The organism is Ruminococcus sp. MSJ-25 (genome assembly GCF_018917825.1).
GTDB classification, from domain to species: domain Bacteria; phylum Bacillota; class Clostridia; order Oscillospirales; family Ruminococcaceae; genus Hominimerdicola; species Hominimerdicola aceti.
The window spans coordinates 33276-58070 of sequence record NZ_JAHLPI010000012.1 but is presented as its reverse complement, the minus strand read 5'-3'; the positions used below and the strand labels follow the sequence as shown (position 1 = coordinate 58070).

23 protein-coding genes are annotated in these 24795 nt (G+C 42.4%); 7 read left to right on the top strand and 16 right to left on the bottom strand.

Going from position 1 to position 24795, the window contains the following annotated elements:
• The first annotated feature begins 74 nt into the window (after nucleotides 1-74).
• Entirely contained in the window at nucleotides 75-1454 is a 1380-nt protein-coding gene (locus tag KQH97_RS03625; RefSeq protein WP_117897044.1) for an NAD(P)/FAD-dependent oxidoreductase, read from the top strand.
• A 57-nt stretch (nucleotides 1455-1511) separates the two neighbouring features.
• Here KQH97_RS03625 and KQH97_RS03620 read toward each other — a convergent pair whose 3' ends face one another.
• The 6 genes from KQH97_RS03620 to KQH97_RS03595 all read right to left on the bottom strand — a co-directional run bounded on the left by KQH97_RS03620 (nucleotide 1512) and on the right by KQH97_RS03595 (nucleotide 7086).
• Nucleotides 1512-2123 (bottom strand): AAA family ATPase, encoded by a 612-nt coding sequence (locus KQH97_RS03620; protein WP_117897045.1) that lies wholly within the window; start codon nucleotides 2121-2123, stop codon nucleotides 1512-1514.
• A gap of 12 nt (nucleotides 2124-2135) precedes the next feature.
• Nucleotides 2136-2846, bottom strand: coding sequence for an ABC transporter ATP-binding protein (locus KQH97_RS03615; protein WP_022286767.1), 711 nt, complete (start codon nucleotides 2844-2846; stop codon nucleotides 2136-2138).
• Nucleotides 2847-2859: 13 nt separating this feature from the next.
• Entirely contained in the window at nucleotides 2860-3618 is a 759-nt protein-coding gene (locus KQH97_RS03610) for an ABC transporter ATP-binding protein (RefSeq protein WP_216552774.1), read from the bottom strand.
• 1 nt (nucleotide 3619) lies between these two features.
• A complete protein-coding gene (locus KQH97_RS03605) occupies nucleotides 3620-4639 on the bottom strand; it encodes a branched-chain amino acid ABC transporter permease (protein WP_081856082.1) in 1020 nt (339 codons plus the stop codon).
• Between the two features lie 143 nt (nucleotides 4640-4782).
• A complete protein-coding gene (locus tag KQH97_RS03600) occupies nucleotides 4783-5664 on the bottom strand; it encodes a branched-chain amino acid ABC transporter permease (RefSeq protein WP_041337265.1) in 882 nt (293 codons plus the stop codon).
• Nucleotides 5665-5883: 219 nt separating this feature from the next.
• Complete coding sequence (locus KQH97_RS03595; protein WP_216552772.1) at nucleotides 5884-7086, bottom strand: ABC transporter substrate-binding protein; 1203 nt, start codon at nucleotides 7084-7086, stop codon at nucleotides 5884-5886.
• Between the two features lie 307 nt (nucleotides 7087-7393).
• Here KQH97_RS03595 and KQH97_RS03590 point away from each other — a divergent pair, with 307 nt between their 5' ends.
• The 3 genes from KQH97_RS03590 to KQH97_RS03580 are packed head-to-tail and all read left to right on the top strand — an operon-like array spanning nucleotide 7394 to nucleotide 8485.
• Complete coding sequence (locus KQH97_RS03590) at nucleotides 7394-7642, top strand: spore coat associated protein CotJA (RefSeq protein ID WP_242989510.1); 249 nt, start codon at nucleotides 7394-7396, stop codon at nucleotides 7640-7642.
• Nucleotides 7626-7889 (top strand): spore coat protein CotJB, encoded by a 264-nt coding sequence (locus tag KQH97_RS03585; RefSeq protein WP_117856469.1) that lies wholly within the window; start codon nucleotides 7626-7628, stop codon nucleotides 7887-7889. The genes KQH97_RS03590 and KQH97_RS03585 overlap by 17 nt, the downstream gene beginning before the upstream one ends.
• The gene (locus KQH97_RS03580) at nucleotides 7889-8485 is read left to right on the top strand and encodes a manganese catalase family protein (RefSeq protein ID WP_041337261.1); all 597 of its coding nucleotides are present in this window, start codon (nucleotides 7889-7891) and stop codon (nucleotides 8483-8485) included. Before KQH97_RS03585 ends, KQH97_RS03580 begins: the two co-directional genes overlap by 1 nt.
• Before the next feature lie 46 nt (nucleotides 8486-8531).
• Here KQH97_RS03580 and KQH97_RS03575 read toward each other — a convergent pair whose 3' ends face one another.
• On the bottom strand, nucleotides 8532-9209 hold the full coding sequence (locus tag KQH97_RS03575; protein WP_117876498.1) for a TVP38/TMEM64 family protein: 678 nt from the start codon (nucleotides 9207-9209) through the stop codon (nucleotides 8532-8534).
• 349 nt (nucleotides 9210-9558) lie between these two features.
• Between KQH97_RS03575 and KQH97_RS03570 the strand changes: the two genes are divergently transcribed.
• Nucleotides 9559-9735, top strand: a complete 177-nt coding sequence (locus tag KQH97_RS03570; protein WP_171028869.1) for a hypothetical protein — start codon at nucleotides 9559-9561, stop codon at nucleotides 9733-9735.
• Between the two features lie 39 nt (nucleotides 9736-9774).
• Here KQH97_RS03570 and KQH97_RS08755 read toward each other — a convergent pair whose 3' ends face one another.
• From KQH97_RS08755 to KQH97_RS03525, 9 genes are all read right to left on the bottom strand, one after another.
• The gene (locus KQH97_RS08755) at nucleotides 9775-10410 is read right to left on the bottom strand and encodes a sortase (RefSeq protein ID WP_117876497.1); all 636 of its coding nucleotides are present in this window, start codon (nucleotides 10408-10410) and stop codon (nucleotides 9775-9777) included.
• A gap of 43 nt (nucleotides 10411-10453) precedes the next feature.
• A complete protein-coding gene (locus KQH97_RS03560; protein WP_216552770.1) occupies nucleotides 10454-11434 on the bottom strand; it encodes a Cna B-type domain-containing protein in 981 nt (326 codons plus the stop codon).
• Nucleotides 11424-12347, bottom strand: coding sequence for a class C sortase (locus KQH97_RS03555; RefSeq protein WP_216552768.1), 924 nt, complete (start codon nucleotides 12345-12347; stop codon nucleotides 11424-11426). The genes KQH97_RS03560 and KQH97_RS03555 overlap by 11 nt, the downstream gene beginning before the upstream one ends.
• A 63-nt stretch (nucleotides 12348-12410) precedes the next feature.
• Nucleotides 12411-13997, bottom strand: coding sequence for an isopeptide-forming domain-containing fimbrial protein (locus tag KQH97_RS03550; protein WP_216552766.1), 1587 nt, complete (start codon nucleotides 13995-13997; stop codon nucleotides 12411-12413).
• Nucleotides 13998-14025: 28 nt separating this feature from the next.
• Complete coding sequence (locus KQH97_RS03545) at nucleotides 14026-19776, bottom strand: Cna B-type domain-containing protein (RefSeq protein ID WP_216552764.1); 5751 nt, start codon at nucleotides 19774-19776, stop codon at nucleotides 14026-14028.
• A 45-nt stretch (nucleotides 19777-19821) separates the two neighbouring features.
• Nucleotides 19822-20424, bottom strand: a complete 603-nt coding sequence (gene lepB, locus KQH97_RS03540; RefSeq protein WP_022288300.1) for a signal peptidase I — start codon at nucleotides 20422-20424, stop codon at nucleotides 19822-19824.
• A complete protein-coding gene (locus KQH97_RS03535) occupies nucleotides 20411-20647 on the bottom strand; it encodes a hypothetical protein (RefSeq protein WP_117863975.1) in 237 nt (78 codons plus the stop codon). Before KQH97_RS03535 ends, lepB begins: the two co-directional genes overlap by 14 nt.
• Before the next feature lie 518 nt (nucleotides 20648-21165).
• Nucleotides 21166-21360: a DUF6472 family protein gene (locus KQH97_RS03530; protein WP_022288298.1), complete on the bottom strand. Its 195-nt coding sequence runs from the start codon at nucleotides 21358-21360 to the stop codon at nucleotides 21166-21168.
• A 9-nt stretch (nucleotides 21361-21369) separates the two neighbouring features.
• Nucleotides 21370-21813 (bottom strand): MarR family transcriptional regulator, encoded by a 444-nt coding sequence (locus tag KQH97_RS03525; RefSeq protein WP_022288297.1) that lies wholly within the window; start codon nucleotides 21811-21813, stop codon nucleotides 21370-21372.
• Between the two features lie 310 nt (nucleotides 21814-22123).
• On the opposite strand from KQH97_RS03525, the gene KQH97_RS03520 reads away from it, so the two are divergent.
• The gene (locus KQH97_RS03520; protein WP_216552762.1) at nucleotides 22124-22405 is read left to right on the top strand and encodes a hypothetical protein; all 282 of its coding nucleotides are present in this window, start codon (nucleotides 22124-22126) and stop codon (nucleotides 22403-22405) included.
• A gap of 167 nt (nucleotides 22406-22572) precedes the next feature.
• Entirely contained in the window at nucleotides 22573-24717 is a 2145-nt protein-coding gene (gene ppk1, locus KQH97_RS03515) for a polyphosphate kinase 1 (RefSeq protein ID WP_216552761.1), read from the top strand.
• The last annotated feature ends 78 nt before the right edge of the window (nucleotides 24718-24795 follow it).

Below are 24795 nucleotides of genomic sequence, written 5' to 3'. Positions count from 1 at the left end.
TATCTTCTGCAAAGGTGCGGCCGCCCGTTTTATGGAAAAAAATAAATTGGATTTTGATTTGAAAGGAAATAGTTATGGCTCAGAATTATGACGTAGTTGTTGTCGGTGCAGGTGCAGCCGGCGTATTCATGGCATACGAATTTGTCAAGCTTGACAAAAACATAAGAGTTTGCATTATTGATCAGGGCGGACCTGTCAGCAAGCGTAAGTGTCCTATAGATGGCAAAAAAGTTAAGTCCTGCATTCACTGCAAGGTATGCTCCATTATGCACGGCTTCGGCGGTGCAGGCGGAATGTCGGACGGCAAATATAACATCACAAACAATTTCGGCGGTGACCTTTACACTTTTACCGGCAAGGAAAAGGCTATCGAGCTTATGCAGTATGTTGACAAGATAAACCTTGAAATGGGCGGTCAGGACGCTAAGCTTTACTCCACAACTTCTTCCGACATCAAGGCAATGGCTCTGAAATATGACCTCCACCTCCTTGACGCTCAGGTAAGACACCTTGGCACTGACAGAAATATGCAGATACTCCAGAACATCTATGACTTTGTCAAGGACAAGATAGACATAAAATTTTATGAAAGTGTTCAGGGTATAACAGGCAAGGAGAACGACTTCACTGTTATCACAGACAAGGACGAGTATCACTGCTCAAACGCTGTTGTTGCGGCAGGAAGAAGCGGTTCAAAATGGATTTCTGAGATATGCGACAACTTTGGTATCAAAAGGCGTTCAAACAGAGTTGATATCGGCGTTCGTGTTGAGATACCTGCGGCTGTTTTTGAGCATATCACAAGCAAGGTATACGAAAGCAAGATAGTTTACCGCACAAAGAAATACGGCGACCTTGTAAGAACATTCTGCATGAACCCATACGGTGAGGTAGTTACCGAGAATACAAACGGCATCATCACAGTAAACGGACACAGCTATGCTGACCCTGCGCTGAGAACTGAGAACACTAACTTCGCTCTGCTGGTATCCAACACATTCTCTGAGCCTTTCAAGGACTCAAACGCATACGGTGAGTCTATCGCAAGGCTGTCTAATATGCTTGGCGGCGGAGTGCTTGTTCAGCGTTTCGGTGATCTGGTTGCAGGCAGACGTACAAATGAACACCGCTTTGGTCAGACGTTCCTGAACCCTACTCTCAAAGCTACTCCTGGCGACCTGAGCCTTGTTATCCCAAAGCGACAGCTTGACGATATTATCGAAATGATATACGCTCTGGATAAGATAGCTCCGGGTATGGCGAATATCGACACGCTTCTTTACGGCGTTGAGGTCAAGTTCTACAATTCAAGAGTTGACGTTGACGAGAACCTTGAAACTGCTGTCAAAGGTCTTTACGTCCTTGGCGACGGCTCAGGCGTTACGCACTCTCTGTCGCAGGCTTCTGCATCAGGAGTATTTGCCGCAAGGACTATTTCAGAAAAATTCAACTGATTTCATATATCACAAAAGCCGCACTGCCAAAAAGCAATGCGGCTTTATTTTTATGCCTTACCCTTCAAGAAGCTTTATATATCCCTTAATGATATCAACGCACTTGTCATAGCTCATGTCGCTGGTATCAAGACACAGATTGTAGTTTTTCGCATTTGTCCAATCCCTGCCTGTGTAGTGACGATAATAATCGCTTCTCTCCTTGTCTGTCTTTTCGATTATCTTGACAGCCTCTTTTTCAGAAACACCATACAGATCGACGATATTCTTGACCGCAGTTTCCATATCAGAATATATGAAAACCTTAAGCACGTCTTTTCTGTCACGGAGGATATAGTCAGCACATCTGCCAACTATTACCGCAGGCTCTCTGTCTGCAAGCTGCTTTATTATCTTAGCCTGATAATTGAAAAGATTTCTGTCAGAAGTAAAGTCGTGATCATCAGGGTCAAGAAGCTCACCCTTGTAAACTCCGCCCTTTCTCAGAAAAGAACCTTTCAGTTTTTCATCAACAAGCCCGAAAAAGCGTTCATTTATGCCGCTTTCGTCGCTTGCAAGCTTTATAAGCTCCTTATCATAATATTTTATACCCATATCCTCTGACAGCATTTTTCCTACAGTTCTTCCGCCACTGCCGATGCCCCTTGCAATGGTTATGATCCTTGCCATAAAGCTCAACTCCTATTCACCTAAATATGCTTTCTTGACCGACTCATCATTGATAAGATCAGACGCCTTGCCTGACAGAACTATCTTGCCCGTTTCAAGAACATAAGCTCTGTCTGAGATAGCAAGGGCTTTCTTTGCGTTCTGCTCAACAAGCAATACAGTTGTTCCGCTCTTTCTGATATCCTCGATTATCTTAAATATGGTTGACACAAGGATCGGTGACAGACCCATTGACGGCTCGTCCATTACAACTATCTTAGGTCTTGACATAAGCGCCCTGCCCATTGCCAGCATCTGCTGCTCACCGCCTGAAAGAGTACCTGCTATCTGATTTTTTCTTTCTGCAAGCCTAGGAAAACGCTCGTATATATCCTGAATATCCTTCGGTATATTCTCCTTGTCTTTTCTTGTAAATGCTCCAAGCTTAAGGTTATCAAGCACTGTGAGGTTTTGGAATATTCTTCTTCCCTCAGGAACGTGTGCTATACCCATCTCGACTATCTTGTGTGCAGGAGTTTTTGTAAGCTCCACGCCGTTGAATTTGATAGAACCCGATTTTGCAGAGATAAGACCTGTAAGGGTGTGCAGAGTGGTGGTCTTTCCTGCTCCGTTTGCGCCGATAAGGGAAATGACCTCGCCCTCGTTTACCTCAAAGGAGATACCTTTCAAAGCGGCTATCATGCCATAATTGACGTGCAGATCATTGATTTCCAACATTGCCATTTTACTTACCCCCTTATTCGCCCAGATATGCGGTGATAACTTCAGGATTTTTAAGCACTTCCGCTGTCTTGCCCTCGCAGAGAAGCTGACCGAAGTTCAGCACTGACAGCTTTTCACAGATACCTGAAACGAGGCTCATATCATGCTCGATAAGCAGCACCGTCATATCAAAATTATCTCTTACAAAGCGGATAGTATCCATAAGCTCCGCTGTTTCGTTTGGATTCATACCCGCAGCAGGCTCGTCAAGAAGCAGCAGCTTCGGCTGTGTTGCAAGGGCTCTTGCGATCTCAAGCTTTCTCTGATCGCCATACGGAAGTCCGGAAGCAAGCAGACTCGCCTTATCGTCAAGCTCGAAAACCTTCAGAAGCTCCAGCGCCTTTGCGTCCATTGCCTTTTCAAGCTTGAAATATCTCGGAAGTCTGAAAACGCCTGTAAAGGTGCTGTATTTATAATGATTGTGAAGTGCGACCTTTACGTTATCAAGCACTGACATCTCTTTGAAAAGCCTGATATTTTGGAAGGTACGGGCAATGCCTTCACGGTTTATCTCGATAGTGCTTTTGCCGGTAATGTTCTTTCCGTCAAGAACGATTGTGCCGTCTGTTGGCTTATAAACGCCTGTGAGCATATTGAAGATAGTGGTCTTTCCTGCTCCGTTCGGCCCAATAAGACCATAGAGCTGACCTTTTTCTATTGTTATGCTGAACTCGTCAACTGCACGGAGTCCGCCGAATGAGATGCCGAGATTTTTTACTTCAAGAAGTGCCATATCACTCAGCCTCCTTTACTTTTTCACGCTTGAACAAAGCCTTGAATTTTGCAGTATTTGCACTGATAAAGGTCTTTGTTTTTTCATTTGAGGTTATTATCATCATTACGATAAGGACGATAGAATAGATAAGCATTCTGTAGCTGTTTATGCTTCTTAACATTTCTGGAAGCAGAACAAGCACGATAGCTGCGATAACACTTCCTCTGATACTGCCTATGCCACCCAGAACAACGAATACCAAGATAAGTATAGACAGGTTATAGTCGAACTTAGAAGCCTGGAGCGTATAGAAGTTATGAGAATAAAGCGCACCTGCACAGCCTGCAAGGAATGCAGTCAATGCAAAAGTAACAAGCTTATACTTTGTGATGTTAAGACCTACAGACTCGGCTGCGATAACATTATCTCTGATAGCCATTACTGCTCTTCCCGTTCTTGAATATACAAAGTTATAGGCAATGATAAGAGTGATAAGCAACATAACAGCGCCGATAATAAATGTAGAATCGTTAGGTGTGCCGCTGATACCCTGAGGACCGTTCAGTATAAGCTTTCCGTCAGGCTCAAGGTTAAGGTTTGACAGACTTTTGAGAGAAACGTGAACACCCTTAGAATCATAACCAAGGTAAAGTGCTGCGAAAACGTTCTTTATGATCTCACCGAACGCAAGTGTAACGATAGCGAGATAGTCACCTTTAAGTCTGAGAACAGGTATTCCTATAAGTATGCCGAACACTGCGGCAATTATTCCGCCTATAAGGATAGCCAAAGGAAATCTGATCCACACATTTTCAATAGTTTCAGAAGTAACGATAGAGAATATCGCACTTGTATATGCGCCAACGCACATAAAGCCTGCCTGACCCAAGCTAAGCTCGCCAAGTATACCAACTGTCAGGTTAAGGGATACTGCAAGTATAGAGTATACACACAGAGGAACAAGAAGTCCTGTGAGCATACTTGAGATATATCCGCCGCTGCTGAGTATCTGCATTACCACAAAGGCAACTATCACCATTGCGTATGTGATAAAGCTTTTTCTGGTCTGCGGCTTAAAAAACTTTGTTTTTGCGCTAGCCCCTTCTTTTTTCACAAAAAACCAATCCTTTCAGATAAAACAGAACTGCAAAGCAAGTCTGCTCGAAAATTTTAAGTTGACTTTTATACCTTTTCGCTTATCTTCTTGCCGAGGATACCTGTAGGCTTGATGATAAGCACAAGTATAAGAACAGCAAAAACGATAGCGTCGGCAAGCTGCGGTGAGATATAGGCACGTCCAAGTATCTCGATAACACCGATAAGGATACCGCCGATCATAGCGCCCGGTATTGAGCCGATACCGCCAAATACCGCCGCAACGAACGCTTTGATACCAGGCATTGCGCCTGTGGTGTTCTGAAGCGTAGGATAAGCTGAGCAAAGCAGTGCGCCTGCAATTGCGGCAAGACCTGAGCCGATAGCGAATGTAAGAGAGATAGTGCGGTTAATGTTTACGCCCATGAGCTGAGCTGCACCTCTGTCCTCAGATACTGCAAGCATTGCACGTCCGCTCTTGGTTTTGTTGATGAACAATGAAAGACCAACTACAATGAGTATAGATACGATTATTGCAACTGATGTTTCTCCGGAAATAACTATCTGTCCGTCAAAAAGCTTGATGCTCGGCACGTTTACAACTGATGTAAAGTTTACAGGCTTTTCACCGAATATAAGCAGTGCGATGTTCTGCAAAAAGTAGCTGACGCCTATGGCAGTGATAAGCACCGCAAGCGAAGTAGCTTGTCTGAGCGGCTTATACGCCACCTTTTCGATGACTATACCGAGAAGTGTGCAGGCAATAACTGCAAGAACTATGGAAAGCCAAGAGTTCAGTCCCCATGTGGTCATGCAGGTGAATATAACATATCCGCCCACCATAATAACATCGCCGTGTGCGAAGTTAAGCATTTTGGCAATACCGTATACAAGCGTATAGCCCAAAGCTATAACTGCGTATATACTGCCGAGGCTTATTCCGTTGATGAGGTTATTAAGAAAACCCATATACAAACATTCCTTCCTTTTGGAATAGACAAAGCACAAGATGTAATCACATATATTACATCTGTCCTTGTCATAAACACAATATACAATAAATTATAACATAACCCCGTAGTTTTTGCAACACATTTTAATGAAATAAATCAAAAAAACCGACAATTTTTCGCAATTGCCGGTTTTTTCATATTAAGCGTACTTTTTGTACGCACTTCATTTCAGCTATTACTGAGCAGTAGAAGCGGCAATGTCATCAGCTGTCAGTGCTGAATAAGCACCATTCTTGATGATAACAGCCTTAGGGTCCTTAGATACGGCACCGTCTTCGCCCCACTTCATGCCTGTACCTGTAAGTCCGTCATATGAGAAGTCCTTATCAGAGATAGCCTTTTTGAGCTTATCGCAGATATCAGAAGCAGACATATCAGCTGTGATGCCTTCCTTCTTCATGAGTTCTGCAAGTACCATTACACCGTCATAAGCGTCTGCAGCGAACTGGTTAGGTGTTTCGCCGTTGTAAGCGTCCTTATACTTCTTAACGAAGTCCTGAGTTGCCTGATCCTGAGCGTCGGCAGCAAATGGTGTAAGGAGCATTACGCCCTCGCAAAGTGAAGTATCAAAGTTCTTGATAGAAAGAATTCCGTCAAGACCGTCGCAACCGAAGAATGTTGGGTTGTAGTTAGCTGACTTGCACTGTGTAAGGATAAGTGAAGCCTGCTGATAGTAGATAGGCAAGAACACGAGGTCTGCGCCTGCGTTCTTAGCTGCACTGATCTGAGCTGAGAAGTCAGTCTTGCTGTCCTTTGTGAATGACTGCTCTGCAACGATATCAAGACCCTTAGCCTCAGCCTCGGATTTGAATGTGTTGAAGATACCTGATGAATAAGCGTCAGAGCTGTCGTAAATTACTGCTATCTTTGTAGCAAGCTTATTTTCTGCGATATAGTCGGCAGAACCTTTACCCTGGTTAGGGTCAGTAAAGCAAACCTGGAAACAGTTATCGTTCTTGATAACGTCCTGAGCAGATGCAGAAGGTGTAAGCTGGAAGATGTTATCCTGCTTTGTCTTTTCAATAACTGCGAGGCAAGAACCTGTTGTTACTGTTCCGACCATTACCTGCATACCATTGTCTTTCAGTGCGTTATAAGCATTTACAGCCTTATCGCCTGAGTCAGCCTCATCGTCCTCGAAAACGTATGAGAGCTTTGTTCCGTTTATTCCGCCTGCGTCATTTACGTCCTTGACAGCAAGCTCGATAGCATTCTTAACAGCAACGCCGTACTGTGCAGCGTCACCTGTGAGCGGACCGCTGCAGCCGATAACGATAGTATCGTTGTTCTTTTTTGCACCGTTTCCGCAGCCTGCGAAACAAGAAACTGCAAGGGCAGCCGAAACTGTTAATGCAAGAATTCTCTTGACATTTTTCATAATAATCTCTCCTCTGATCACATATGTCACTGCATATGCTTTTTTTAATAGTATTAATATAACACGCAGAAGCCCGATTTGTCAATATTAAATCTTACAAATTTAACGTTATTTAAACTATGTTTATTGTTACAAACAATATGCGTGTTCACAAAAAATTAATTTTGTGTATTTTCCATGAACGATTTGCAAGGTTTTTGATAATATCCTGCATACATACACCACTGACTTATAAGCTGCATATGATAAAACAGCCACACGAAACCTGTGGTATATGAGATTCAGACAACATAAGGAGTGAACTTATTTGGATATGTTTGACAGTTTGTCGTTAGGCAGGATACTTGCTGACGACACAGAGGATAACACACCTGCCTGCCCTTTTCCGAAAGGAAGATTTCCTGAGGATACGCCGCTGGCGATGGCATATGTGCCTTTTCAGATGTGGGAGAAGCCTTATGAGGCAGATGTAGGACTTTCAAGAGGAACTATCTTCCCGTCCATAGACAAACCTTTTATAGGAGAGGAGGCTGTAAAGAATGCCCATACTAAGTGAAAAGGAGAGGCTTCTTAGAAAGATACAGGCGTGCAGCTTTGCCCTTGTAGAGGCTAATCTTTACCTCGACAGCCACCCTACCTGCAGAGATGGTCTGGCATATTTTGCCCGCCACAAGGCAGAAAAAGAGAAGCTTGTAGCGGAATACAATGAGAAATACGGACCTTTGACGATCACGCAGAACAATTCGTCCAAGAAATGGGAATGGGTAACATCACCTTTTCCGTGGGAAAGGAGTGTTGACTAATGTGGCAATATGAAAAAAAGCTGCAATACCCCGTTAAGATCGCTAACCCTAATCCTGCTTTGGCTAAGGTCATTATCTCGCAGCTTGGTGGCCCTGACGGCGAACTTGGTGCAGCACTTCGCTATCTCAATCAGCGTTACTCAGCCCCCTGTCGTGAAGTGCAGGCAATACTCAACGATATCGGCACAGAAGAACTTGCCCACATCGAAATGATCGGCACTATTATCTATCAGCTGACCCGTGACCTCTCCCTCAAGGAGATAAAAGACAGTGGCTTTGACACCTATTTTGTTGACCACACTACAGGCGTTTACCCTATAGCCGCCTCTGGTGTACCATTTTCTGCGGAAATCTTCCAAAGTACCGGTGACGCTATTGCTGATATACACGAAGACCTTGCTGCTGAGCAAAAAGCCCGCCTGACCTACGACAACATTCTCAGGCTTGCTGACGATCCCGATGTCCGTGACCCTATCAAGTTTCTTCGTGAACGTGAGATAGTCCATTACCAGCGTTTTGGCGAAGGTCTAAGGCTTATTCAGGATATGCTTGACAGCAAAAATTTCTACGCTTTCAATCCTAGCTTTGACAAATAATAAAAAAAGCGGGCTGTTGTTATCAGTCCGCTTTTTTGTACATATATCAAAAATCTTCTTTGTCCATCTGCTTGCCGCTCCTGCTGACCTTTTTATTAAGTATCAGCGAAAAAGCCAGCGTTGCAGCTATGAGTGCTATCATCACAAGCACAGATTTTATTGTCAAATGCTTCAACTGTGCTCCAATATATGTCTGCACAAGCATTTCAGGCATCACTCCCATTATCGAGCCAAGAAGATATGGTCTGTAAGGCATTCGCAGTGCGCCGTGTATCATTGAAACAAGGTCGCCCGGCACAACTACCACTGCCCTTGAAATGTAGGAGGCGAACAGATTATTGTCATGCCCATAATTTACAAGCTTTCGTGCCTTAGGATATTTCATCTCAATAACACGCATGATATCGCCACCCGATATCCTTCCCACAAGATAAGGAACAGTAAAACAAACCGATAGTCCTATTACGTTCAACAAAATGCCCACCCAGAACGGATATATTGCACCCACGCACACAAAAATAGCCGCAAGCGGGAATACCACCGACAAGGACTTCAATCCATAAAACCCCAGAATAACAAATGCGGCAAGCCACAAATTGTCCGGGCAATAACTGAGTATCTCAGAAAACTCATGGTCCTTCAGAAAAAGAGCACAGCAAATTATTATGATAATAGTTAAAGCAAAGGGTACATATCTTCCATATTTTCGCACAAACCTATCCATAACTCCTCGCTCCTCTCCGATTCTTTAGGGTATTATACCATATTTGAATGTTCAATTAATTATCAATCAATGAAAACTGTGTTACAACTTTCGCTGTCAAAACAAATTTATACTTTATCGTTCGTCAAATTGACCAACCATTCTCATTTTTGCACAATATCCCACTATCACTATAATTTTTATAAGTAGAATTATGTCGTCTTATGTCGTGAAGTGTTCTTAAACAAGTCGATTTCTGTTTTAATTTATGTATATCTGATTAATAGGTTAAATTTGTACAATATTGCTATTGACCAACGTACCAATTAATGTTATAATTAATTATAAGAATTATTTGGGAGGTATTTTTATGAGATACACAGTATACAACAAAGCAATGAAACGTCCAGTTTTTCAAACAAATGACCTTGAAGAAGCCATTGACTATACACGCCGCCACCCAAGAAAGTCAAGACGACACTGCATATACGATGACAAACTAAAAACTTTTGATATAAAAAAAATAAGACTTGCCGCAGGAATATAAAACGCACAGGGTGTAGAACTCTGTGCGTTTTTGATGTATTTATGAATAAACAAGTCTTACAGTCACTCTGCTGTAACCGCTCCATGTGCAGGTGAACAAGGTCAGATCCCAGTCGCTGCCACCACCTTTTATGAGCGATGGCGAATCCCAGCCGCTCAGCAGTTCGCTGTTTGTGACAGTATAGTTAAATTCTCTGCCGTAAACATCGGTGAAAATGACCTCGTCACCTGAGCTGAGCTTATCCAGCTTATCAAAAAAGCCTGTGTAATTGTGAGCGCAGATTATAAGATCATTGTCTACACGTCTGCCGCTGTACTGACAAGCCGCAGTATTCATGGCAGCATAGCTCCAGCCACGGGTCACAGGAAACTCCTGCCCAAGTGTCGGGAATGAAATCAAGCCTATATATGAGTTGCCGTCAAGCACGATATCCTTATCCGGGTCATCTATCTCGCTGTCCGTGGATCGACTATCGTCAAAAATGTCAAAGGGTGAACTGCTGTCGCTATCCTCTGAACTGTCTGAGATCTGCGTTTTCAGGTCACTCAGCACAGCCTCCATCCTTTTATTACTTTGCTTTTCATGAAAATAGTTGTAATAATTAAGGGATAATGCCGCCGCTATCAGCATTATCCCCATTATTATCAACAAAAGTCCTAGCTTTTTTTTAGTCACTATTTTTCTCCTGTTGTAAAGGCGAGCCTATGTGGTTTCGCCTTTATTTCTCTTTTCTGCTTACTCTCCAGCCTGCCACGATAAGGATAACTCCACCGCCTATAAGTACAGGCACCGGCCAGTTGAGCGAACCAGTCTGTGGTATATTGTCAGGCGTTGAGCTTGATGAATCAGAGCCTGACGAGCTGCTGTCAGGTGTGCTTGAACTACTATCTGTATTACTCGAACTGTCTGACTTATATGTGTTCTCTATAAGAAACAGCTTGTCATTACTTTTGGTAACAACTGTGTAGTTGGCAGGAATATCTATCTCCTTAACTGTCCACTCAGCCGTAGAATTGTCTTTCCAGAAATACTCCCAATTGTTGTCAGCGTTAAGAGTAACAGTATCGAAAAGCTTGCCATCACGATATATCTCCACCTTGATATTATCAGGTATGAGCTTTTCCTGACCATCAGGAACTATCCACGACTTTCTTACACCATAATCACTGTCCCCTGCTGGGATCTCTTCGTATGTAAACTTGGTGTAAACTGTTATCTGACCCTCAGCCACGATATCCTTATCTATCTCGATAAGTGACGGAGAAGGTGTAAACTTAGCTGTTGTGTTTTCAAAACTCTTGCCTGAAACAAGATACAGACCCACAGAATCAGCAGAAAGCTTTACTTCACCGTTTGCGTCCGTCTTGCCTGTTGAAACTGGTTTTATGCCATCGGTTTTTGCGTAATTGTCGAGCGTATCAGCGACAGCCTGCATTTTTGAAGCGTCAGTAAAATCAGACATATCTATAGGATAATCGCTGAACTCGCCGGTAAGGACAAAGTCAGCTTCTTTACGCTCACCGACCTTATATATGCTCCACTCGGCATTACTAACAGTCGTTGTATCATTTTTGCACACTATATCCACATTGATATTATCGGCTGCAGAAGCTGAGATCGTCATACTTCCCAAGGCTGAAACAGCCATTGCCGCCGTACACAAAACAGCCTTTGCAAGCTGAGAAAATTTAAGTTTCATCTTTGCTACTCTCCTTATCAGGTAGATTTTCAACATTATCGTCACTCTCTGGCTTATCTAGCATTGCCACAAGCTCATCATGAGAGATTTTTTTGCGTTTTGAATCCACAAACCACCACACAAGCAGTACCACAAACAATGGTATTGCTACAAAAGGCACGACCACAAGAGAATCGAGCTGAACAGCGTCTGCCGTTATTTTTGAAACACTCTTTGTATCGTCCGCAGTTTCAACTCTCTTTGCACGAACAAGAAGCCTGTGAGAATTGACTCCGTATGGTGTACAGGTAGTCAACGTAACATGATCCTCACCCGGAATAATGTTCAGCTTATCCATTTCATTAGGCAGAACTATATAAACATCCTCGACCTCATATGTATAGACCTCTTTCAACACTGTTATAGTGAACTCATCGCCCTCCGCAAGCTTATCAAGGTCGCTGAAAAGCTTTGCCGACGGCAGACCTCTATGTGCTGAAATGACCGAATGAGTGTCCGCTCCGCCAACAGGCAGACTCGAACCCTGCAAATGTCCCACAGCGACATTTAACACGCCGTCACTTGTGCCATGATAAATTGGCAGCTCCACCCTTATAGTCGGAATGGAAATATAGCCCATAACACCCGTCCCCGTGATATCTAGGATATCCTCATAGCCCTTGACCTGATCATAATCCACAAAAGGTCGGGCAAGCTTTGCTATCTCTTCATTATATTTTCTGGCACGGCTGAGTATCTCTTCATTCTCCTTGTCAGAAAGGTCATTTGCCGCTTTTTGATAAGTCGCCACCGCACGGCTTTGCGTTTTTGAATTCCACCAATCGCTTATTGTTGGATATAACATCACGGAGAGCCCCACAAGCAATAACAAGACCAATAAAATTGTAGTTGATTTACCGCTTTTCTTCCTCATGGAGTCCTCCCTGATGCCTGCCGACCGAGATCGGCAGGACAAAGGTAAAAATAAATTCAAAAATTAGTCGTTCTTAGCTCTCTTCTTAGCAATGAGAAGCACACCTGCGCCCAGTACGATAGCTCCGCCTACACCGTAGAAGATCTGAGTACCGATACCGCCGGTTGTTGGAAGTGAGCCGCCCTTCTGGTTTATGATCTTAACTGTTGAACCGCTTGTGCCTGAATCAGTGCCGTCGAGCATACGAATGGACTGAAGCGTATTAGCAGGATCATATGTTGTGTCAAACTTGAACTCATATGGATCAGCTCTGTTATACTGAGCAGGAGCTTCTATCTCAACAAGCTTGTAAGTTGTCTGATCATCAATGCCCTTGATAGTGAACTTACCTGTTGTGTCTGTTTCGATATAATCAACAGAGCCTGCCTCACTGCCGATCTCAAGTCTGTAAACATTGTCAGCTATCTTGACAAGTCTGATAGCATCGTTATGAACATTTCTAAGCTGGAACTTAGCACCTGCAAGAGGCGCGCCCTTTTCGTCTACCTTGTTACCAACAAGTGAGAATGTCCAGTCATAAACTGTGACCTTAGGTGTTTCACCTTTCTCCTTACCTGTTGTGTCCTGAGGATTGTTTGAATATGTCAGATAAGCTGTGTTAGGGTTATTGTTCACGCTGTCAGGAGCAGTAACTGCTACCTTAGCTTTTTCATTGAGCTTAGCAGAATAAAAAGTTTCGATCTTTGCAACTGTAGGATAGTTCTTTACAAGTTCCTTGATATCGAAAGTAACATAGAAAGACTCCTTATAGTCGGTCGTACTGCTGTCGTCGCCAACTGTTGTGTTAGGGCCTACTGTAACAGAAGTGATCTCCTGACCGTCAGCGTCATAGTACTTGTATGTAAGGTTATCATTGAATGTAAAGCCCTCGCTGAGCTGGTCACGAACTGTGTATGTATACTTGTCATAAGCTGATACATCGCTTGGTATAGTTGTTGTGATCTTGAACTCTACATCGTCACCGATTGCGTTGTCGCCAACATCGCCCCATGAGTCATTCTCATTGTGCTTGATCTGCTTTGTAAGTGTTGGCTTTGTCCTCTTTGGAGTAACGTTTGTTGTGCCTGAAACGTTAAGGATAAGAGCTGAGTTAGCCTTATCAACACCATTATTTTCTGTTGCATCGACAACGAGATAATAGCCAGCATTTGGAAGCGGAATAGTGTACTCACCGTTATCTTCATAGGCGGTTACAGACTTATTGTCGATGATGCAGGCAGAAGCGGCTTTTGCAAACTTGGCAGTATCTTCCTTTGTCCAATGATCTGCGTCTGAGATTATCTTTGCAACGTCTGCTGCGCTCTCGGCACTGTCGAACTGTGACATATAAGTGCTAAGACCAGAAGTTTTCAGGCTGGTAAGCAGAGCATCGCCATTAATGCCTTTGCCCCACTTGATAGTATTTGTTGCAGATGCCTGGTCAAAGATCTGATAAGCCTTATATACTCTGTTTGTATCAGAATCTTTGATAACAATGTTATTAACGCCAGCATCAGTAGTAGCAAATACTCCGAATGCTGATGTTGCAGCAATAGCTGAAACTGACATAACGGTTGCAGCAGCAAGAGCTGCGAATTTCTTCATCTTCATAATTAATTATCCTTTCATATTGGTTTATTTATAGCGTTTTTTTGCGACGCTTTGTAACTAAAAGTAATGTTGCAGCAACAGTGACTGTTCCGCCTGCCGCTACGAATGGGATAACACCCATGCCGCCTGTTTCAGGCAGCTCTCCCAAAGTTTCCTCTGAGTTGTTATAGACCTGAACATACTGATCGCCGTTCTTTGTCATATCAATGCAATTCTCATTTTCTGAGCCATTGTATCTGTAGTAAGCCTTATATGATGACGTGCTTACCGGCTGACCGTTCACGTCTATCTCCTCAAACCAATAGTAATACTTATTTCCTTTGACATTATTTTCTTCAAGAGAAACGGCAGTTGACCAGTTGTTATCAGCCGTGAGCGTTATCTGCTTCCACAAGAATACTTCACCGCTAGGTATCGCATCTTTATCAGGAACAGGTGTAACGTTCGTCTTCTCAGGTGTGCCAAGATCATTAGCTGTTACTGCATATGAACAGCCACTATCGCCCTTAAGTGTAAGTTCAACAGTAATATCTGAAGTGATATTATTCAGATTTAGAACAAACTGACTCTTGTCCCAGGACGGTGTAACGTAATCACTAACGCTGACATACTTGCTATCACCGCTCCATATAGGTATAGCCTTGCCGTCCACCCAATTTTCACCTGACTTATAGATGTCAGCCAGAACAGCTCCTGAACTGTCAAGAACTCTAACACGTCCCTCAGTTTCACCGTTATTTATCCATGACTTTGTCATATCAAAACTGAACTTAGCCGAGCCATACATGGTATACTCAGAGGCAAAGCTTCCGTTCTGAGCCATTTCTGCACCATTGCTTGTAAGGATCTTGAATTTAACATTCTGTCCCTTATCCATTGTACCTGTAAACTTGTTATATTTTTCAGGCACGTCAGCCTTATTTGTTGACCTATAGATATTGAACGTTACCTTATCATTGGTATGAGCATTGCTGTCGCCGTCAGACCATGCCTTTTGCAGACGAACATCCATTTTTTCTATCTTCTGCGGGTTCTTGGTATTGATGATTGTATCAAAGCCCGTGGCACTGCCGTTATTAGAATAAGTATATGTAACGCCAAAGCCGTCAGGTATATTCTTTTCAAGAACATAATAATACTTGTCCTTGTCAAGACCGTCAAGAGTTACCGTCCAATTCTTAGACTTTTCCAAAGAAACAGTTTTTATAAGTTTGCAATCTGTTGGTATTCCGTTATCTCCATTCACTCTTGAAGTTGAATTTGGTGCAACAGAGGACTCATAAACATCTGCATCGATCTTGTCGATACCGGCAGGAAGCTCACTGTCAGCAAGCTTGTTTCCAAGCTCATCACGCCATTCCTTCGTAATGTTAAGTCCCTTGACGTTCGTAACTGTAACATCAGTGTTTTTGCTCATTGCCGTTGCACTGTATACAGCCTCATATCCTGTTGCAAGATCGATCTCTTTGATATAGTAGTAAAGCTGCTTGTAATCATTGCCGACCTTTGTATATCCAGGAAGCTTTGTCCACTCATGTTTCCAATTGTTAGCTTCGTTAAGAGTTACCTCATCACTGCCCCACTGAATATCATCTGGAACACCGCTTAAAACCTTAGTTGTTGACGAGCCAAGAAGGAACTTTACGCTCTCTGCCGAATGATTGCCGTTTCCATCGCTCCAAACCTTGCTTGCAGTTATCTTAAACTCTTTCAGCAGATTTGTTACTCTGAACATATCTCCGTTCTTCACGAACTGATATCCGTCCTCACCGACTTCACTTGGAACTACAGCCGGACGCACTTTAAAAGCAAAATAAATAGGAGTTTCGTCAAGAAGATAACCCTCTGGACTTTGCTTTTCTATAAGCTTATAAAGATGGCCCTCAGTATCTCCTGTGCCTGCGGCAGGTTCAAGGTCAAGATTGTATGACCCGTCAGCATTTACATTGAATGTCTGCGCCTTATCCTGTGCCGAATTTCCCCAAATAACTGATCTTCTGTCCTTCGCAGCATTTTCTTTGAAATCTACTGCCGGGAGCCAATCGTATGTGCCATTTTCCAGCTTAGTGTATCTGTAGATCTCAAAAGAAGCCTTAAGCATAATACTATAGTCTCCGCTGTCTACCTTCATAAGCTTAAATGGCTCAACAGTTGTTGATGACGCCTTTGACTGATTTATCAACTCAAACTCGGAATCATTATCTTCACTGTCATTTACAGCAGAGCCGTTTGTGTCAAATGAGATATTATTGAACACATGAACTTTATAGCCATCGTTCTCAGCGTCCTCATCATTTGCAGGACTTCCTGTATAAATGTAAACTAATTTCAGGTGACGCTGATCTGGAACGTTTATTTCAAGTTTCTTTACAAAATCTCGTGTCTTCGCTGTCAGTGCGGAACACTTTACAGCCGAAAGCATTTTTTCATTGCTGACTTCAGTGTTTGAAAAGCCGCTGCTATCCCTGTATTCATATTCGACTCTGAAAACACCGCCCGCCTTCTCAGAAGAAACCTCTTCCACAGGAACGGATATGCTTTTGCCAAAATCTGACCACTCGCCGCTCTTATTGGCAAAAGCCTTTACTTCCTTGAAACTGTTGCCGTCCATATAGCCATAAGCCACATAGTATCTCTTTATATTTCCGTTTTCGTAGCCCTCAGGCAAAGTCAGATCAATAGTACCCTTAGCGCCAACAATACTTTCACTTGGAATAAAGTTAGCAATAAACTTGCCCTTTTCATTGGTAATAACATCTGCACTGCAAGAAACTGTGCTGTCAACTACCTCCGGATCTGATATCACATAACTGTAATCACTCACAGCAAGCTCTGCACCCGTATCTGCGTCAAATACCTTGATAGACTTCAGATCCATATCAACAGAGGAATTGCCATTTATGCTTACCGTTTTTGTCTGAATGTTACCCTGAGCGTCCTTTGTCTTAACTACAGCCGTGCCTCCGCACTTGATAACATCGTTGAGAGTTATCATTCCGCTTGTAGAACATTTGAGCTTTTTAGGGTTAACATCAATGGTATAAGTTATCTCACAGCCGGTGGACTTCGGAGAAGAAGTTTTCTTCAAGTTCTTTTCCTTAACTGTCTGCGTCTGGCTTCTCTCCGGATATTTTCCAGCTTTATCCTGAACCGTGTTTTTGAACGCTGCAGTACCATTCTTGTAAACACCATTCTTAACATCATCGACCTTTACAAGTGTACTGTAGTAAGCTGTCCAAGCGTCCTGCTGATTCCATGCAGTCTTGAAAGTTACTGTATTGGCTGTCTTATCATAGAAGTATTCAAACTGAGTTGTTTGTGCAAAATCATACTTATCAGAACTATTTCCAAATGAATACTTGAGATAATCCTTGTTCTCGTAGAATATCATTCCCGCCGGAAGCGTGTCCACGATCTCAACATTATCGTTACGCTTATAAGTGCCGTCCTTGTTGATATCAAGCCGCCAATCAAACCTGTAATACTCAACGCCATTTACAGTAACAACAGGCAGGCTGCTAAGATCATGCACTGTGTCGCCTGCTACACTGCTTGCAGCGTCATACTTTTCATAAGGTGCTTTGGAGCTGTCGCCTATAGTAAACTTAGTCTTATCTGCACTAGGCTCGAATGTTTCACCCTTATAAGCAGCCTTATTATTTACATTTATAATAGTACCTGCGTCAAGACCTGTTACATCTACGGTACTGCTATACTGTATCTGCACAAGGTTTATATTGTCAAATTCTTCACTATCATTGAACTTTATCTCAAACGAAGTGTTGTCGGCATTAGGTACTACAGTGTAATTTGAACTGTTAAGAGTTTCATAGCTTCCTTTTCCATTTCTCTGAACATACATAATAATGGAATCAGGGTCAAGAACGCTCTTTATTGACTTGCCGTCATTTGACGCAGCGTTCATTACATCGCTTATAGTCTTGCCCCTGAAGGAACCGTTTGTCTGCTTGACCTCTACCTGCCACTTATATGTAACACTGCTTCCGTTCTGAGAAATGTCAAGAACTGTTTTTGACTTCTCGTTTACAGGCTTATAATAAACCGTCTTGTCAGAATGGAAGCCGTCAATACCTGCAGTATTTTTCACTGAATAATATCCACTGCTGTCAGGGTCGCCAAGATCATAGTCAGCAACCTTTGTTTCATAGGAAATAACTACCTCGTTATTGTCACCTATTCTGTCAGGCAAAACAAGCTCACCGTCACTTGCAACTGTTGCATCAAAGGTATCATTTCCAACCTTTATGCTGACAATCTGTCCTGCTTTAAGCATATTATCAGTTATTGTCTTGCCTTTAAGGGTAGAATTTTTGTCATTACATTTAACAGTTACTTCCCATTTGAGTATACCTAACGTGTTATTATCTATCCAACCATTTTTTGATATCTGATACCTATTATAAACAGTTTCACTTGATGTGATATCATTCCATGGTTCGCTGTTATCAGGTCTTTGCATTTTAACTGTATTTGTAGTTTCCGCCTTGTCAGGATCGATAGCAGTCACATACTCAATGGTGATTTGGGATGCTGTTATTTTATCGTCAAACGTAAGCGTGTTTCCGTCAAGTGTGTACTTTACATCTGAGCCATCGTCAGTTTTAAGTGTAAAGCTTCCCGGCTTTGCATCAGGAAATGCTTCATCATAAAGGTGATAGCCCTTTAGGTCTGCACCGCTAGGGTTGCTTACAACAATTTCCCATGTGACTTCGTTATTGTCGTAGTCAACATTTTTGCCTGTTTTTGAGATCTTATCCTTCTTTGACTCAGAATAAATAGTTTTATCTGCTTTTACTCCATTACCGTCTTTGTCATATGTAGTGGATTTGTTTTCCACCTTACCTGACATAACGAAATCCGGATTGCTTGTAGGATATGGGGTCGTGTAGCTTATGGTAACATTTTCTTCGCTAAATCCATCGCTGAAAACAAACTTTCCGCTTGACGCGTCATAGCTTCCCGCACCCTCAGGTGAAACAGTGAAGCTTCCGTCAACAGCATCCTTAAAAAGCTCGTCCTCGATCCTGTCAAGAGGCTTCTTTGCAGGATTGTCAACTGTGATAGTCCACCTAACTCCGTCAGCAGTTTCGCTTGCGTCCTTTACGGCAGACATAGTGAGCGGAGTAAAACCGTCTATTTCAACCGTCTGACCGCCTATCTCAACAGTGGTCTTATCACCTGTATCTGTATCCTTACGCTTTACATTACCCTCAAAGCTTGCCTTACCGCTTATAGCGTCCTTCTCGTTTTTCTGTTTATATCGCTCGTCAAACTCAATAAAAAGATACTTCTTTCCATTTATCTCGTCGACTCTGTACTTACCTGAAATTCCATGTCCTTCATCGAAGTGAGTATCCTCGACATCGCCCCAGGTTCCGTCTGACGGTATACCGCCCTCGGGCAGGCTAACATTATCGTCGATAGGGAAATAAATATACCTATTGGTCATTTCGCCCTTGCCAAAATCAAATTCCACATTGAATTCGATCTTTTTAGATTGGTCTTTTCCTGAACCGACCGCATCATAGGATTTTATCGTGACGCTATTCGCATCCTTATAAGAATAGCTTCCGCCGTTATAGGAAACATCTCCACCTGCCACGGAAGTACCCTCAGTGGCACTTATTGCAGGCATAACAAGACTTGCCAGCACTGACACTGTCATAACTACAGACAGCACCACACCGAACAAGCGGCTGCGTTTTTTCCTTTCATTTTCTTTTAGATATTGCCGAACTTTACTGTTAAAATTCTGCAAAACGGATCACTCCCTCCGAAATTATACACTATATTATAATAAACGCTAGTCCACTGTGCCTATCCTTTTAAAAGGATATATCCTCAGTGAGACCTTTCCAAGCACTGCTTCCTCAGCAATACAGCCTATCCTCTTTGTACGGCTGTCAACAGACGTAGATCTGTGGTCGCCCATAACGAATATTCTCTCGTCAGGCACTTGATAAGGCAACTCGATATCACATTCTCCCAGAGCTTTGCCGTCAACATACGGCTCATTCAAGGTTTTTCCGTTGACGATAACAGTACCGTCCTCCTTAATATCCACCACATCTCCTGCTGTAGCGATAACACGTTTCAACAGTATCTTATTATTATAATAAAACGCAACTATATCGCCCTTCTGAAAGCTTCCACGCTTTCTGCACACCACCAGCTCGTCGTCATGCAAGGTCGGCGTCATACTTGTACCCGTTACTCTCAAAACAGGCAAAAATAACATTGATATGATCACTGCTGCCGCTGCCACAACAAGAAGCGACGCCACGGTGCTGCGGAGTATCCTCAGATATTCCCGCCTTTCATGATGCTTTTTTACCACCCGCTCGAGTGTCTGGACATCAGGAAGCTCAGGTTTTTTTAACACCTCGTTCTTGCTATCTGCCGCCATGATCTTCCTCCACTACCGGCTGCTCAACAACCAGCTTGTGACCGGTCAGTGCAGCTACCTGCCGCTCCAGCCTGTCAAGTCGGTCAGTGATACTTTTTTTATCTTCGAGCTTTTGAAGAAGCTTTTCATTCTCTGCGTTAAGCTTATCATATTCTTTTCGCAGATAAAGCATTAACTCGAGCAGCTCATTTTTCGACAATTTTTCAAGCGCCTTATCCTTCAAAAGCCTCACCTCCGACGCAATATGCCTATATAATTACAAGTATTATATCACTTGATTTTCCATTTGTCAATCCCACAATATATCATATTTGTATTTTATTGCATATAAATATACTGATAGTTCGCACAATATTGATTTATCATTTTCACAGTGCCGGCAGATGATAAAACGGCATATTTATTAGCCTTGAACATGAAACAATACGAAACCTGCGTTTTTACGCTAATTGCAACTTTCCCCAAAAAAATCTTTCCTATTTTGATTATAGCAGCCTGCATAGTCAATATTTTAACATTGTATACTAATACTGTATTTATTAATATTTTGTAAACTTTGATAAATAACTTTCTATCATTCGTCAAATATTAATTTAGTCCCAGATCGGTCCTTATTTAACGACAAATGTTCACTGCAAAGCAAATAAGCTTTACATAGCTACATCGACAAGTTTTCAAACTTTACACGTTCAACAAAGCAAGAAAAAAATCGGCAAATTTCATGTATTCACCGATCTATCATCAATTTTGCTTTCTCACAACAGCATATTCATCATCAAGCCTGTAATAAGGACAGCTATATTCGCTGTCGCTCATTGATCTGTATGCTTCGTCCTCGTCAAGATCTACCATGCAGCAGTAACATTCACAATCCTCATCAAAAACGTAATTCACACAGCTTTCGCAACGGCTGACTATTTTCTTTGCCTTTGTCATAACAGCCTCCTATTTAAGCACCTTTTTAAGTATACTATTTATAAATACAAGTGCGTCCTTCATTTTTTTCATATCACTATCTGAAACACTGGAAAATTTACCAAGTATATCATCAAGTATCTCGTTTTTCATCTTTTCCATAAAGCGCATAGCTTCGTCAGTGAGCCTGATGTTGATAACTCTGCGATTATCGGGGTTTTGCATTCTGATAACAAAGCCCTTGTCAACAAGCTGTGCCACAGCCCTTGTTGCCTGCTCATTAGAAGTGTTTATCTTGCTTGCAAGCTGTGACATTGTGAGCGTTCCCTCAATACATAGTGACAGCATTATTATCTGCTGAGTTCTTGTTATATCATACTTTTTCTTATCAAACGTATCAAATACCAATTTTCTGCTGAGAGGGTATATCTCATACATTGACATGATACATTCACGACGTACATTGTCTACCATTTTTACTTCCTCCACATAAAGCTAATTACAACGTATTTTCGTTGATTTTTCCACACACAGTAATTATAACATACGCTTCTCATTTGTCAATAGCAGAATTATATCAATATTTGATTTTGTTAAGTTATTCTTTTAGGGGTTTTGTTGATGAATATAAATCATATACACACGACAAGTTTTAGAATTTTACATATTAACAAAAAGTTCAGTCAAAATTTCTGTAAATTATAGCTGCCAGCTTAACACAAGACGGTAAGAATGTGGTATAATAGTTAATGAAGTAAAAATAGATTATGGAGGTTTAAAGTATATGTTGTGTACTGAGTGTAAAAAAGAGCAAGAAAAACGTATTCCTAACGAGGAAAAAGAAAATGCACAGCCCGCCGAGAAAGTGTGCAGCGACGTACATACAACACTGAAATCAAAGCGTTCAGCCGCTTTGATACTTTTGACTGGTGCTACGCTTATGCTTATAATGGTGTTCATTCTTTTTTGGCTTGTCATGTTGCCGAATCTGCCACAAGACAACAGCGTCCTTGCGAATAACTGTGCAAATATATGCCAGACCGCTAAGGAATATATCGTGATCTGATCTTCAAGACGATCTGCTCCTGCCTTCGGGCGGGAGTTTTTTTGTTTTATGGCGATTTTACAAGCTTTTTACGGCACCTGCATTGACATCATATTCGTTTGGCGGTATAATAATACAGTATGATATAAGATGCCTTTCTTACGATAGGAGTTAGGAGAAATAAGAATATGAATAACAAGGTCTACGATAACAGAGAGTTATCATGGCTTAAATTTAATGAGAGAGTTCTTGAAGAAGCTCAGGACAGTGCTACACCGCTTCTTGAAAGATTGCTTTTTCAGTCGATATTTGCAAGCAATCTTGACGAGTTTTTTAGAGTGCGTGTGGGTTCACTTTATGATTCCTCGCTTGTGGACGACGATCATAAAGACAACAAGTCCAAAATGCGTCCATCTGAACAGCTTTCAGCAATATTTGAGCGTGTTCATGAGCTTATACCAATAAAAGATAAGACATACAAAGCTATCTGCGAGGAACTGGAGCTTAAAAATATAGTACATAAAAACATAAAGGCTCTTACTGAACAGGATAAGAAATTTCTTGAAGCTTATTATGCCTATGAGGTCAAGCCGTTTCTTAACGCCTTTATTATCGATAAAAGACACCCTTTCCCGTTTCTTGCAAATCAAAGTATTTATGCGGTCGCAAAACTCGCTTCAAAATCTGCCGTCACAGTGGGTATAGTTAGCTGTAACGAGAAATTCCAGCGTGTGATCTTTCTTCCTGGTGATGAAGGCTGCATAAGCTATATCCTTGTAGAGGAGCTTATTCTCCATTATGCTGACAAGGCATTTGAGGGCTATAAAATAGAAGAAAAGGCTCTTATGAGAGTGACACGAAACGCCGATATCGACGTTGACGAGGGCTTTGACTCGGAACTTGATTTCAGACAAAATATGTCTGAGCTTATCAACAAGCGTAAACGCCTTTGTCCTGTAAGATTGCAGCTTTCAAAGCAAATATCCGACACTGTGCTGAACGAACTGCTTTCAAGGTTGGAGCTTTCAGAAAAGCAAGTCTTTGTGGAGAAAACTCCCCTTGATATGTCCTATGTGTTCGCTGTGTTTGACAAGGCATCGGACAGAAAGGAACTTTTCTTCCCAAAGCAGGAGCCGCAGCCCTCTGCGATGATAGACCCGTCAAGGTCAATGATAGAGCAGATAGACGAAAAGGATCTTTTCCTGCACTATCCTTATGAGTCCATAAAGCCTTTTATCAGGCTTCTTGACGAGGCGGCAAAGGACGATAGCGTTACGTCTGTCAAAATGACTTTGTATCGTGTGGCGAAGAACTCCAAGGTCATAAAGTCGTTGTGCAACGCCGCTGAAAATGGTAAGGACGTGCTTGTGCTCGTGGAGCTGAGGGCACGTTTTGATGAGGAAAACAATATAGGGTGGTCAAAGCTTCTCGAGGAGTCAGGCTGTCATGTAATGTATGGTCCGCAGGGGCTTAAAGTCCATTCAAAGCTTTGTCTTATTACAAGAAAAGTTGGCGACAGCGTAAAGTACACTGTTCAGGTGGGTACAGGAAACTACAACGAAAAGACCGCAGGGCTTTACACAGACCTTTGCCTTATGACGTCAAACAATGACATTGCTCAGGATGCTTGCGAGGTGTTCAGAACGCTTTCAATGGGCGAGCTTGTGGAAAGCTCAAAGGCACTTATGGTCGCTCCACACTGTCTGCAAAATAAGGTAGTGGAGCTTATGGATAATGAGATAAGCATTGCAAGAGCAGGCGGTGAGGGATATGTTGCCGCAAAGCTCAATTCTCTTACTGATAAGGTACTTATGGACAAGATAATAGAATGTTCTCAGGCAGGCGTAAAGGTGGAGCTTGTCATAAGAGGTATATCCTGCCTTGTGGCAGGCGTGGAGGGCGTTACTGACAATGTGCAGATACGCTCAATAGTGGGCAGATATCTTGAACACGCAAGGATATATATCTTCGGCACAGGTGTTCGCAAAAAGGTATACATATCCAGCGCAGACTATATGACAAGAAACACCACAAGGCGAGTTGAGGTCGCCGCACCTATCCTCAGTGAAGAAGTAAAAAAACGTGTCCTCGATATTTTTGACACCCAGATGCAGGACAACGTAAAAGCAAGGATAATGCAGCCTGACGGAAAATATGTCCGTGCAGAGCGTGGAGATATCGCCATTGACGCACAAAGCAGATTTTACGCTGAGGCATACGCCAATGCACCAAAGCCTGCTCCTGTTAATGATGCCAAGGCTGTCGAGTCTGAAAAGGAGAAAAAGGGCTTTTTAGGCTGGCTCAAAAGGCTTTTCAGAAGAAAAAAGAAATAATATACAATGCGGTCATATTCTATATGGCTGCATTTTTTGTACAAAAAAAGGGACAGACTTTCGCCTGTCCCTTAAATT